This is a genomic window from Myxococcus sp. MxC21-1 (assembly GCF_032612255.1).
Classification (GTDB): Bacteria; Myxococcota; Myxococcia; order Myxococcales; family Myxococcaceae; genus Myxococcus; species Myxococcus virescens.
In genome coordinates this window covers 4430774-4443448 of record NZ_CP123278.1, presented here as the reverse complement: position 1 = coordinate 4443448, position 12675 = coordinate 4430774, and the positions used below count along the sequence as shown (strand labels likewise).

General features: G+C 67.9%; 8 protein-coding genes and 2 pseudogenes. All 10 read left to right on the top strand.

Annotated features, from left to right (window positions below; translation table 11 throughout):
• Positions 1-8 precede the first annotated feature (8 nt).
• Entirely contained in the window at positions 9-1154 is a 1146-nt protein-coding gene (locus QEG98_RS19990; protein ID WP_090492665.1) for an acyl-CoA dehydrogenase family protein, read from the top strand.
• A 370-nt stretch (positions 1155-1524) separates the two neighbouring features.
• Positions 1525-3237 carry a 30S ribosomal protein S1 gene (locus QEG98_RS19985; RefSeq protein WP_002639616.1) on the top strand — a complete coding sequence of 571 codons (1713 nt, stop codon included), beginning with the start codon at positions 1525-1527 and terminating at the stop codon, positions 3235-3237.
• A gap of 237 nt (positions 3238-3474) precedes the next feature.
• Positions 3475-5877, top strand: coding sequence for a WD40 repeat domain-containing protein (locus QEG98_RS19980; RefSeq protein ID WP_316567731.1), 2403 nt, complete (start codon positions 3475-3477; stop codon positions 5875-5877).
• A gap of 221 nt (positions 5878-6098) precedes the next feature.
• Positions 6099-7279 (top strand): annotated as a pseudogene (locus QEG98_RS19975) (thiolase family protein).
• Positions 7280-7360: 81 nt separating this feature from the next.
• Complete coding sequence (locus tag QEG98_RS19970) at positions 7361-8059, top strand: CoA transferase subunit A (RefSeq protein WP_090492653.1); 699 nt, start codon at positions 7361-7363, stop codon at positions 8057-8059.
• 11 nt (positions 8060-8070) lie between these two features.
• Entirely contained in the window at positions 8071-8727 is a 657-nt protein-coding gene (locus QEG98_RS19965; RefSeq protein WP_316567730.1) for a CoA transferase subunit B, read from the top strand.
• 62 nt (positions 8728-8789) lie between these two features.
• Positions 8790-9158 (top strand): TIGR02266 family protein, encoded by a 369-nt coding sequence (locus QEG98_RS19960; RefSeq protein ID WP_316567729.1) that lies wholly within the window; start codon positions 8790-8792, stop codon positions 9156-9158.
• A 7-nt stretch (positions 9159-9165) separates the two neighbouring features.
• Positions 9166-10456: pseudogene (locus QEG98_RS19955) on the top strand (class I SAM-dependent RNA methyltransferase).
• Between the two features lie 254 nt (positions 10457-10710).
• Positions 10711-12108 (top strand): VWA domain-containing protein, encoded by a 1398-nt coding sequence (locus tag QEG98_RS19950; protein WP_316567728.1) that lies wholly within the window; start codon positions 10711-10713, stop codon positions 12106-12108.
• 33 nt (positions 12109-12141) lie between these two features.
• Positions 12142-12651, top strand: a complete 510-nt coding sequence (locus tag QEG98_RS19945) for a hypothetical protein (protein ID WP_316567727.1) — start codon at positions 12142-12144, stop codon at positions 12649-12651.
• Positions 12652-12675 lie beyond the last annotated feature (24 nt).

The window sequence follows — 12675 nt, the reverse complement described above, 5'->3', positions numbered from 1 at the left end:
CAACCGCCGTGAACCTCGAGCTCACCGAGACGCAGACCCTCATCCGCGACACCGCGCGCAAGTTCGCTCGCGAGCGCGTGGCCCCCCTGGCCCGGACACTGGACCGCGAAGAGCGCTTTCCCACGGACCTCTTCCGGCAACTGGGCGAGATGGGGCTGCTGGGGGTGAACCTCCCGGCGCGCTACGGCGGTTCGGAGGCCGGCGTGGTGGCCTATGCGCTGGCGATGATGGAGATGGCCGCGGCCGACGCGTCCACGTCGGTGGCCATGGCCGTCACCAACATGTGCGGCGAGCTCATCAACGCGTTCGGCACCGACGCGCAGCGCGAGAAGTACGTGACGCGGCTGGCGTCCGGTGAGGCCATCGCGGGCTCGTTCGCGCTGTCCGAGCCCCATGCGGGCTCCGACCCCGGCGCGCTGCGCACCACCGCGGTGCGGCGCGGGGACGTGTGGGTCCTCAACGGCAGCAAGCAGTGGATCACCTCCGGCGCGCACGCGGGGGTGATGGTGGTATGGGCGCGCACGTCCCCCGCCGGCAACAAGGGCTTGTCGTGCTTCATCGTCGAAGGCGGGACGAAGGGGCTCATCATCGGCAAGCACGAGGACAAGATGGGCCTGCGCTCCTCGAACACGGTGTCGCTCACGTTCGAGGACTGCGAGGTTCCGGCGGAGAACCTGCTGGGCGCCGAAGGGCAGGGCTTCAAGCTGGCCATGGTGGCGCTGGACGGTGGGCGCATTGGCATCGCGGCGCAGGCCTGCGGCGTGGGGCGCGCGGCGCTCGAGGCGACCGTGGCCTACGTGAAGGACCGCCAGGCGTTCGGCCAGCCCATTGGCGAGTTCCAGGGTCCGCGCTTCATGCTCGCGGACATGCAGACGCAATTGGAGGCGGCGGAGCTGCTGACGCTGCGCGCGGCGTCGATGAAGGAGAAGGGCCAGCCGTTCTCCCGCGAGGCCTCCATGGCGAAGCTCTTCGCCAGCGAGATGAGCAACAAGGTGGCTGACAAGGCCGTGCAGCTCCACGGCGGCTACGGCTACATCGACGAGTTCCCGGTGGAGCGGTTCTTCCGCGACGCCCGCGTGCAGACCATCTACGAAGGCACCAGCGAGGTGCAGCGGATGGTGATCGCCCGCGAGAGCTTCAAGCTCCAGGGCTGACGGCCGGGAAGAAATCCGGGGCCTCCGGCGGTTGAGCGCGGCCCGGCGTTGGCCCTGGAATTTCAGGGCCTTGGCCGCTCGTTCGAGCACCAGGCTGGGGGCAGGCATCCTGCGGAACGGGGCTGCGCGGCAGGGCAGGCGTTCTTAACTAGGAGCCATTGACAGCTCCGGGGTAGGACATCCACCCAACAGCACAGGGGGCACGAGCTCGCTTGACTACCGGAATCACCGGTGTCTAGGGTGCGCGGCTTCCATCAAATCAAGTCCTCAATGAGGAGGACGAACGTCACTGCCCGCTGCTCCCCGCAGGTCGCGACGGAAAAACCACCATCAGGGGGCAGTTGTACCGGTTTCAAAGGACTTCCATTTCATGCAGCAGAACGTGAACCAGCAGGTCGGGATGGACGGCGGCGACGAAGACTTTGCCGCAATGTTCGAGGCCTCGCTCAAGGAGCGCGGTGGTGACGGCATCCTGAAGGAAGGGGAGATCGTCAAGGGCACCGTGGTCCAGGTGACGAAGGACTTCGCGATTGTCGACATCGGCTACAAGTCCGAGGGACAGGTCCCGATCTCCGAGTTCACCAACCCTCGCGGAGAGGTCTCGGTTCAGGCCGGTGACCCCGTCGAGGTCCTCCTGGAGAGCCGCGAGAACGACACCGGCATGGTCGTCCTCTCCAAGGAGAAGGCCGACAAGATGCGCATCTGGGACGAGATCAGCGCCGCCTGCGAGCGCGATGAGATCGTCAAGGGCACCATCGTCGGTCGCGTGAAGGGCGGCCTGTCCGTCGACATCGGCGTGAAGGCGTTCCTGCCCGGCTCGCAGGTTGACATCCGCCCCGTGCGGAACCTTGACCAGTACATCTCGAAGGAATTCGAGTTCAAGGTCATCAAGTTCAACAAGAAGCGCGGCAACATCGTCCTGTCCCGCCGCGTCCTCCTCGAGAAGCAGCGCGAGGAGATGAAGAAGGAGACCCTCAAGAACCTCAAGGAGGGTGCCGTCCTCAAGGGCGTGGTCAAGAACCTCACCGACTACGGTGCGTTCATCGACCTGGGCGGTATCGACGGTCTGCTCCACATCACGGACATGTCGTGGGGCCGCATCGGTCACCCGAGCGAGATGTTCAACGTGGGTGACGAGGTTCGCGTCGTCGTCCTCAAGTTCGACCCGACGCAGGAGCGCGTCAGCCTGGGCCTGAAGCAGATCCAGGAGGACCCGTGGCACCGCGCCGACGAGAAGTACCCGGTCGGCACGCGCGTCCGCGGCAAGGTCGTGTCCATCACCGACTACGGCGCGTTCATCGAGATCGAGCAGGGCGTCGAGGGTCTGGTGCACGTGTCCGAGATGTCCTGGACCAAGCGCCTCAAGCACCCGTCCAAGATCCTGGAGGTCGGCCAGGAGGTGGAGGCCGTCGTCCTGGACATCGATCCGAAGGCCAAGCGCATCGCGCTGGGCATGAAGCAGATCGAGCAGAACCCCTGGACGCTGCTCGAGGACAAGTACCCGATCGGCTCCGTCATCAAGGGTCAGATCCGCAACGTCACCGACTTCGGCGTGTTCGTCGGCGTCGAGGAGGGCGTGGACGGCCTGGTGCACGTCTCCGACATCTCCTGGACGGTGCGCATCAAGCACCCGGGCGAGATGTTCAAGAAGGGCGACGAGGTCGAGGCGGTGGTGCTCAACATCGACGTCGAGAACGAGCGCTTCAGCCTGGGCATCAAGCAGCTCCAGCCGGATCCCTGGGAGACGCTGTCCGAGCGCCTGCCCGTGGGCAGCCGCGTGAAGGGCAAGGTCACCAAGGTCACCGACTTCGGCGCGTTCGTGGAGATCGAGCCGGGCATCGAGGGCCTCGTCCACGTCTCCGAGCTGAAGGAGGAGCGTGTCGAGAACCCGCGTGACGTGGTGCAGGAGGCGCAGGATGTCGAGGTGAAGATCATCGACATCAACACCCCGGACCGGAAGGTCGCGCTGTCGATGAAGGCGCTGATCGGCGAGGGCGAGGACTACCGCGAGTACCTCCGCAAGCAGGCGGAAGGCTCGAAGGCGCGCCTCGGCGACGTGATGGCGAGCAAGCTGAAGAAGTAGTCTTCAGCCGCACGCGCCAGCACGGCGAGACGGCCGGGTTCCCGAGAGGGGGCCCGGCCGTTGCCGTTTCGGGGCGGGGCCTGCTATGCAAGACGCCGCGCGTTACGGGGCCGAGCGCGCGGGGGACAATCCATGTCTGTTCGTTCTGTTGCCTGGGGCAGTCGCTCCGGGGTGGCCTGCGCACTCATGCTGAGTGCGGTGTTTGCTTGTTCGGATGGAAGCAGCCCGAATCCCTCTGTGTCCCGCCCTCCGGGCCAGGCACGCATCGAGGCCCCCATCGTCGGGCTCACGGCGGGATTGCCGGGAGGCTTCCGGTGCATCGCCGAGGATCCGGACGGTGACGCGCTGACCTACGCGTTCGACTGGGGGCGCGCGGCGGCGGAAGTCAGCCTGTCCGAACGTGTTCCCAGCGGCACCGCCGGTGACGTGGCTCTCGTCTTCCAGACGAAGGGGCAGTTTTCGGCCCGCTGCCGCGCGGTCGATACCCACGGACAGTTGGGGGCGTGGTCCGAACTCGTGGCCTTCACCGTCGAACCGGCTCCACCCCAGGATGATGGGAAGCGGACGCTCGCCGTCGAAGTCTTTGGCGCAGGGCGGGTCACGAGCACGCCGGAAGGGCTGAGCGGCTGCACGGGCCCGTGCATGGCGCGCTTCGATGTGGGGACCCAAGTCACGCTCCAGGCGGAGCCCGCGGAGGGATGGCGATTCACCGGATGGATGCGCTGCGGGCCAGAGCAGACGCCCCAGGTCATCCGAGTCGAGCAAGACCGGCGCTGTGGTGTGGGGTTCGCGCCAATGCTCGAGCACTCCTCGCTGTGGAGGCAGTCAGGTGCACGACACCCCATCGCTGTGGCCTGGAGCCCGGACGGCGTCCTCCTCGCGGTGCTGGATCGAGCCGGGGGGGAGGGCTCACTGCGCATCTGGAATGCGCAGCTCGGCCACGTCTCCCGGGTGATTCGGGTGGAGGGCTCGGACATTCGTGCCGTGGCGTGGGGGACCAGGAGGGAGGACCTGATCGCCGGCTTCGAAGATGGGCAACTGGCCCGGATCGACCCGAACACAGGCGAGCCTGTCCAGCGTTGGCGCGCCCATTCGGGCCGGGTGTTGGGCGTTGCCTGGAACCCGGACGGCAACGAGCTCGCCAGCATCAGCAACCTGGACACGGGCGGCGGGGAAGTGCGCTTCTGGTCCGCGGACACGGGGACGGAGCGCCGGGAGCCCTTGCTGACGGAGTATCCCGTCCACCAGATCCACTGGAGCCCGGATGCACGCCGTATTGCACTCGAGGTGCAGGGCGAGATGGTGGAGATCCACCCGCTTGCCCCAGCCGGGCCGCTCTACCGGCAGAGCAATGCCCATGGCTTCGCCTGGAGCCCGGACGGAGCGCGGTACGCGGTGGGCAGCTTCCGCTCCGTGCGAGTGTATGAGGCAGCGACCCACGAACAGCAGGCCATGTGGACAGGCCCGTGGGGCCTGCTCGCCCGCATGGACTGGAGCCGCACGAAGGACTGGCTCGTGGTGGTGGATGGACTCCGATCGCTGACGGTCCTGGAGGCAAACACCGGGACGGTGGTGGCGGATGGCTTCGAGCCTCTCCCCAACCCGCTGAGTGCGTCCGGCTACGGCGCCGTGCGGTTCCACCCGGTCGACAACACGTTCGTCGCGATGGAGAGGGAGCCCGCCGCGGTGTCCGTCTTCCAGGTGGATGAGGAACACGCGCGCGTGCGGCGCACTGAATTGCTGGCGCATCTGCGGGCGGTCAACGCCACGGCGTGGAGTCCTGCGGGAGATCGGCTGGCATCGGCCGGCTGCGAGGGCAAGGTCCGACTCTGGAGCGATTCAGGCCAGGCGCTGGGAGTGCTGGACGGACATGGGGGAAGAGACGTTCGTGCCTTGGGGTGGAGCGAGGAGGGCACGCGACTCGCGACGGGAGGCGATGACGGCCGGCTCTGCGTCTGGGACGTGAATGCGGGTACCCGGGTGCGCACGCCCGTCGAGCTGACGCCGTGGTCTCATGGACAGCAATCCAGGGTGGAACACGCCGCGCTGACGCCAGACGGCCGGACCCTGGCGGGCGCGGGCACGACGTTTTCGCCCACCGGGAGGAAAGGAACCGTCCAGGTCTGGGACGTGGGCAGCGGCACGGAGTTGCTGCGCATCCCAGAAACGCCGAGCCCCGTCGTTGAGCTGGAATGGACGCCCGATGGAGCGTCGCTGATCATCGTCTACAGCCATGGGGCGTGGAACCTCTGGCACCGTGCGTCCGGTGTCCTTCGACGCATGGAGCCCGGGTTGACGGGCATCGTGGCCGCCGCGCTCAACCCCGACAGGACGCACCTGGCGCTGAGCACCAGTGAGCGGCTCGCCGTCCTGGATTTGAGCACGGGTGCCTTCGTTACGAGCGCCAGTACCTGGCTCACCCAACTGGCCCTGGCGTGGAGCCCGGATGGCACGCGGCTCGCCAGTGGCGGCGAAGGAGGATTGCTCTTCACCTGGGACGTCCGTGAAGAGGGCGCGTTCCGACCCACTGTCATGGGCGCCCACGAAAGCACGATCCTGGGCATCTCCTGGCGAGGGGACGGCAAGGCCATCACGACGGGTGGGTGGGACGCGGAGCTGTTCTCCTGGCGTGCCCACTAGAAACCATCCGACCGGTAGGTTGGGTGGGGACACGCCCAGCGCACCGCCAGCCTTCGTGACTTCGCGCGGTTACGAGGGCTGGCGCGTTGCGTCGTGCACAGTGGACGCTCACGCCCGTGTGACGAGCAAGGATGCTTGAACTCAGGGAAGTGGCCGGTGATAAGGGCCCCCGACACTGTTATCGAAGAGCATCCGCACATCCTCATTAGGAGGCAGTTTTCATGGCTCGTGACGTCGTCATCGTGGGCGCGGCCCGTACCCCCATTGGTGCCTTTCAGGGCGCGCTCGCCAAGCTGACGGCCCCGCAGCTGGGCGCGATCGCGATCAAGGCGGCGCTGGAGCGCGCGAGCGTGAAGCCCGAGGCCGTTCAGGAAGTCATCATGGGCTGCGTGCTCACCGCGGGCGTGGGCCGGCGCCTGCTCGCCAGGCGGCCATCTTCGCTGGCCTGCCGGAGACGGTTCCCGCCACCACGCTCAACAAGGTCTGTGGCTCCGGCCTCAAGGCCGTCAGCGCGGGCGCGCAGGCCATTGCCCTGGGCGAAGCGGACGTCGTCGTCGTGGGCGGCATGGAGTCCATGAGCAACGCGCCGTACATCAGCCACACGATGCGTGGCGGCGCGCGCATGGGCAACGTGGAGTTCAAGGACGCGATGATCCTCGACGGCCTCTGGGACGTGTACGGCAACGTCCACATGGGCATCTGCGCCGAGGAGTGCGCCACGACGCAGGACATCAGCCGCTCGCAGCAGGACGAGTACGCGCTGGAGTCCACGCGCCGCGCCATCCAGGCCCAGAAGGACGGCCTGTTCAAGGCGGAGATCGTCCCGGTCCAGATTCCGGGCAAGAAGCCGGAGGACGTCGTCACCGTCTCCGACGACGAGGGTCCCCGCAACGCGAAGCCGGACAAGATTCCGGGCCTGAAGCCGGTGTTCAAGAAGGACGGCACGGTGACGGCCGCCAACGCGTCCTCCATCAATGACGGCGCCGCGGCGCTGGTGCTGATGAGCGAGGAGCGCGCGAAGGCCGAAGGCCGCGCCATCCTGGGCCGCATCACGGGCTACGCCCAGGCGGCGCGCAAGCCGGTGGAGTTCACCATCGCGCCCACGGACGCCATCAACAAGCTGCTGAAGAAGCAGGGCATCAGCGCGGGTGACGTGGACCTCTGGGAGATCAACGAGGCGTTCGCGGTGGTGTCCATCGCGAACAACCGGCTGCTCGGCCTGGACGCGTCGAAGGTGAACGTGCGCGGCGGCGCTGTGGCGCTGGGCCACCCGATTGGCGCGTCCGGCGCGCGCGTGCTGGTGACGCTGCTGCAGACGATGCAGGACCTGGACAAGAAGCGTGGCGTCGCGTCGCTCTGCATCGGCGGCGGCGAGGGCATCGCGCTGATGGTGGAGCGCTGAACTTCCTCTCCCGATAGGGGAGGGGCACGGGGTGGGGGCCCGCCAAGGGCCGTCACCCCGTTCGCACATGCGGGAGGGCGGATGAACAAGGTCTACGCGAACGCGGACGAGGCGGTCGCCGACATCCCGGATGGCTGCACGCTCATGAGCGGCGGCTTCGGGCTGTGCGGCAACCCGGAGAATCTCATCGAGGCACTTCACCGGAAGAACGTGAAGAACCTCACCATCATCTCCAACAACTGCGGCACCACCGAGCTGGGGCTCGGCATCCTGCTTCAGAACAAGCAGGTGAAGAAGATGGTGTCCAGCTACGTGGGAGAGAACAAGGAGTTCGAGCGGCAGTTCCTCTCCGGTGAGCTGGAGGTGGAGCTGAACCCGCAGGGCACCCTGGCCGAGCGCATCCGCGCGGGCGGCTGCGGCATTGGCGGCTTCTTCACCCCGACGGGCGCCGGCACCCAGGTGGCCGAAGGGAAGGAGACGCGCGTCATCGACGGGCGGCTGCACGTGCTGGAGACGCCACTGAAGGCGGACTTCGCCATCGTCCGCGCGTGGAAGGCGGATCGCTGGGGCAACCTGGTGTTCCGCAAGACGGCGCGGAACTTCTCCCCGATGATGTGCATGGCGGCCAAGGTCACCATCGTCGAGGCGGAGCACATCGTGGAGCCCGGCGAGCTGGACCCGGACCTGGTGCACATCCCGAGCATCTTCGTGAAGCGCATCGTCCAGGCGAAGAACCTCCAGAAGTGGATCGAGCGGCGCACCGTCCGCAAGTCGGCCTGAGGAGCCCAGCCATGCCACTGACTCGTGAACAGATTGCACAGCGCATCGCCCAGGAGCTGCAGGACGGCTTCTACGTCAACCTGGGTATCGGCATGCCCACCCTGGTGGCCAACTACATCCCGCCGGGCATGGACATCGTGCTCCAGTCGGAGAACGGCCTGCTGGGCATCGGCCCCTGGCCCGTGGAAGGCCAGGAGGATCCAGACCTCATCAACGCCGGGAAGGAGACGGTGACGGCGGTGCCCGGCGCCGCGTTCTTCGACTCGGCCCTGTCGTTCGGGATGATCCGCGGCGGCCACATCGACATGGCCGTGCTGGGCGCCATGGAGGTCAGCGAAGAGGGCGACCTGGCCAACTGGATGATCCCCGGAAAGATGATCAAGGGCATGGGCGGCGCCATGGACCTGGCCGTCGGTGCCCAGCGCATCTTCGTGGCCATGGAGCACGCCAACAAGGACGGCAAGCCCAAGATCCTCAAGAAGTGCTCGCTGCCGCTGACGGGCCTCAAGTGCATCCACCACATCGTCACGGACCACGCGTACATCGACGTGACGCCGCAGGGGCTCATCCTGCGCGAGGTGGCACCCGGAGTGACGGTGGAGCAGGTGCAGAAGCTCACCGAGCCGAAGCTGACGGTGGCCGCCGACGTCCGTGAGATGAAAGTCTGAGCGTGTGGGGATAAGGTGCACCGCCGCGGGCGTCGTACGAACCCCGCGGCGGAGCGCTTCCCATGGCAGACAGTCCCAACACCTCGACCCCTCATCCCCGCGCGCCCCGTCTCGAGTACGAGCTGCCGGTGGCCTACCGCAGCGTCTCTGGCTTCGTCACCGACTGGGCGGTGAACCTGTCGAAGGGGGGCCTCTACATCAACACCGACAAGCCGCTGGCCGTGGACACGGAGGTGCGGCTGTTGGTGACGCTGCCCGGCGCGCACTTCCCCGTGGAGCTGAAGGGGCGGGTGACGCGCACCAATGCCGTGGGCGTGCCCGCGCCCCAGTCCCCAGGGATGGCGGTGGAGTTCCTGGACGTTGATGAAGACAAGCGAACGCGTATCGCGGAGTTCGTGGAGCGCCTGCGCTCGGAGCTCCCGCCCGAATAGCGCCTGAATGTTGCCGCTACCCGAACTTCCCATTGAACTGACCATCGAACGCCTCGGCCAGCTCGGCGAAGGCGTGGCCTCCTGGCAGGGGCGCACCGTCTTCATCCCGGGGACCTTCCCGGGCGACACCGTGCGCGTCCACCTGGAGACACAAGGCCGCGTGCTGCGCGGCATCCTGCGACAGGTGGTGTCGCCGGCCCGGACCGGCGTGACGCGCCCTGCGTGTACGCGTCCGACTGCGGCGGCTGTGACTGGCTGGGGCTGGCCGAACCCGCCCAGCGCAGCGCGAAGCAGGAGATCGTCCTCTCCACCCTGGAGCACCTGGGGCACCGGCTCGGGACAGCTTCACCGTGCGTCCGCTGCTGGTGGCCCCCGCGACTGGGGCTACCGGCGCCGCGCGGTGCTGCATCCCGCGGGCAAGGGCGCGCTGGGGTACTTCGGCCGGCGCAGCCACGAGCGCGTGCCCGTGGAGGTCTGCGGCGCGCTCACGCCCGTGCTCACAGCGCTCCCCGGCAAGCTGGCCCCGCTGCTCAAGCCCCTGGCGAAGGATGCCGAGGAAGTGCTGCTGCTGGCGGAAGGGGACAAGGCCGCGTTCGCAGTGAACCTCAGCGGCCCGGTGACGGCGCGCCACCTGGAGGCCGCCGAGGCGGCCGTGCGGGCCCTGCGGCTGGAGGGCGCGGTGCTGACGCCGAAGGAAGGCTCGGCTCGGCTTCTTGGCAAGCCGGCGCTGCGCTCCTACTCGCCGCTGCGGCCGGAAGTCCCCCTGTACCTGCGGCCGGATGCCTTCGCTCAGGCTCATGCCGAGGCCAACGTGGGGTTGGTGACCTCGGCCGTGTACGAGCTGGGGGCCCGCGAGTCCGACACCGTGCTGGAGCTGTATTCGGGCAACGGCAACTTCACCTTCCCCCTGGCCGGAACCGCCGCGTCCGTGCTGGGCGTGGAGTCCTCCCCGTGGGCGTCGAGCTGGCCCAGCGGAGCGCTCGCGAGGGTGGGGTGACGAATGTGCGCTTCATCCAGGGCGACGCCCGCAAGGTGTGCGACGGGCTGGTGGCCGAGCAGCGCCGCTTCGATGTGTGCCTCGCGGACCCGCCGCGCGCGGGAGCCCCGGGCCGGCGAAGTGGATGACCGCCTTGGGTGTGCGCCGCGTGGTGTACGTGGCGTGTGACCCGGCATCCCTGGCTCGGGACGCCGCGGGCCTGGTTGCCGCGGGCTACAAGCCCCTGGCCCTCCAGGTGGTCGACATGTTCCCTCAGACGCATCACGTCGAGGCCGTGATGTCCTTCGAGCGGCCGGCCTGAAATCGCCCCAGCACGTACTGTCAGTCTTTGTTTCGTTGAGCAGCGAGATTCGGGCCCCCTTCGGCGCTCAGGCCAGGGGTTGCCCGACTCCCCTCTGAAACCGCAGGGGGTGGCTCGCGACTACGGTCCGGAATAAACAGCAATTCAGTAAATTTTAGTGATTACACCGCGTGTACCAGGGAGGCAGGCGTCCGGTCGCTTCATGGTTGTGCATTCCCGATTGCGCGCGGGCCATCCCCGGACATGATGGTTGCGTGGATGCCCGCATCGTCGAGTTCGCCGAGGTCCTTCGCCAGAACGGTGTGCGTGTCAGTACGTCCGAGGTCCAGGACGCGCTGCGCGCCACGTCCGAGGTAGGCCTCAAAGACCGGAACCTGTTCCGTTCGGTGCTCCGCACCACGCTGGTGAAGCGCGAGCTGGACGTGGACACCTTCAACCGGGCCTTCGAGTTCTACTTCTCCGGCGCGGCGAGGACGTTCGAGGACATCGACAAGTCGCTGGCGCAGCAATTGGAGGAGGAAGGCTACCTGGAGGGCGACCTGCTGAAGATGGTCCTCATCCAGATGCACCAGCTCCTCCCGGAGATGTCCCCCCTGGCCCAGGCCGTGCTGATGGGAGACCGGGCCCGGCTGGCGCAGATCTTCCGGATGGCCTCGCTGCAGTTGGACCTGTCGCGGATGGAGAGCCCGCTCCAGGCCGGGTTCTTCTCCCGGCGCATGCTGGCGGCGGCTGGGGCGGACAAGGCCCGGAACGACATGAAGTCGCTCGAGGACGAGCTGCGAGCCCGCGGCCTCACCCCCGAAGGGGTGGAGATTGTCTCGCGCCATGTCGCGGCCGCGATGCGGAAGATTGAGGACGCCGCGCGCCAGGAAGTGAAGCGCCAGGCGGAGGCCCGCATCCGCCGCCGCACCGACACCACCGCGGACAAGCCGCTGCACCTGCTCACCCAGGCGGAGGTGGACCAGATGGAGTCCGCCGTGCGCACCCTGGCTGAGAAGCTGCGCAGCCGGCTCATCCGGAAGCAGCGCTCGCACCGCAAGGGCGCCCTCAACGTGCGGCGCACGCTGCGCCGGAACCTGCCATGGGGCGGGGTGCCCATGGTGCCCCAGTTCCGCAGCCGCCGCCCCGAGCGCCCGGAGCTGGTGGTGCTCTGTGACGTGTCCGACTCCGTCCGTCAGGCCTCGCGGATGATGCTGCTGTTCATGCACACGATGCAGTCGCTCTTCGTCCGCGTGCGCTCGTTCGTCTTCGTGTCCGACGTGGGCGAGGTGACGCAGTACTTCAAGGACCTGGAGGTCGACGCCGCCATCGACATGGCCACCGCGGGCAAGACGGTGTCCCTGAGCGCGAACTCCAACTACGGCCGCGCCCTGGCCGACTTCACCCGGGACCACCTGGGCAGCATCACCCGCCGGACCACCGTGATGGTGATTGGCGACGGGCGGAACAACTACAACGCGAACAACGCCTGGGCCCTCAAGGACCTGCGCCGCAAGGCGAAGCGGCTCTTGTGGATCTGCCCCGAGGAGCGTGGCAACTGGGGCATTGGCGACAGCGAGATGCTCACCTACGAGAAGCACTGTCACCAGGCCGTCGTCGTCACCTCCGTGTCGGACCTGGCCCGGATCGCCGACCAGCTCGTGCCCGCGTAGTCCCGGGCCCATTCCCCCGCAAGGCACCTCCCCATGTCTTCCTTCCTCTTCGACGACAACGGCTTCCAGGACGTCCCCAACCAGGAGTCGTCCACCGACCTCACCGCCGCTGACGACCGGACCCTCCGCTGGGCCGCCCCCCCGCTGGACGCGGCGATGCTCGACGCCCTGGTCCGCTACCAGCAGACCTACCTTGCCCGGGCCTCCGGGCAGGGAACGGAGACCCTGGCCAAGGCCCACACCGAGGCCCTGGCCGCGTCCGGGCTGGACCCCAAGACGGCGGAGCAGGGCAGCGCGCTGCTGCGAGCCTTCGGCGGGCGGCGCTGGGCGGTCCGCAAGCTCCAGGACAAGCTGGGGCAGCTCCAGGGCGGCGCGGCGGACGAGCTCAAGGGCCGCATCCAGGACGAGCTGGCCAAGCAGGAGCGCGAAACCAATGCCCTGGCGCGGCGTTACGGCGAGGACGCCCTGGTGCTGCTCCGGGCCCGCGAGGCGGAGCTGGTGGACCTGCACACCCGCCTGACGCACCTGCTCAGCCGGGGATGAAGGCGGGCGGGCGGCTGGTTGCAT

What these genes read in the sequence shown, in the direction of transcription:
- QEG98_RS19960 (WP_316567729.1), top strand. Translation starts at nt 8,790, where the DNA reads ATGGCAGACAGTCCCAACACCTCGACCCCTCATCCCCGCGCGCCCCGT.
- QEG98_RS19945 (WP_316567727.1), top strand. Translation starts at nt 12,142, where the DNA reads ATGTCTTCCTTCCTCTTCGACGACAACGGCTTCCAGGACGTCCCCAAC.
- QEG98_RS19985 (WP_002639616.1), top strand. Translation starts at nt 1,525, where the DNA reads ATGCAGCAGAACGTGAACCAGCAGGTCGGGATGGACGGCGGCGACGAA.
- QEG98_RS19965 (WP_316567730.1), top strand. Translation starts at nt 8,071, where the DNA reads ATGCCACTGACTCGTGAACAGATTGCACAGCGCATCGCCCAGGAGCTG.
- QEG98_RS19970 (WP_090492653.1), top strand. Translation starts at nt 7,361, where the DNA reads ATGAACAAGGTCTACGCGAACGCGGACGAGGCGGTCGCCGACATCCCG.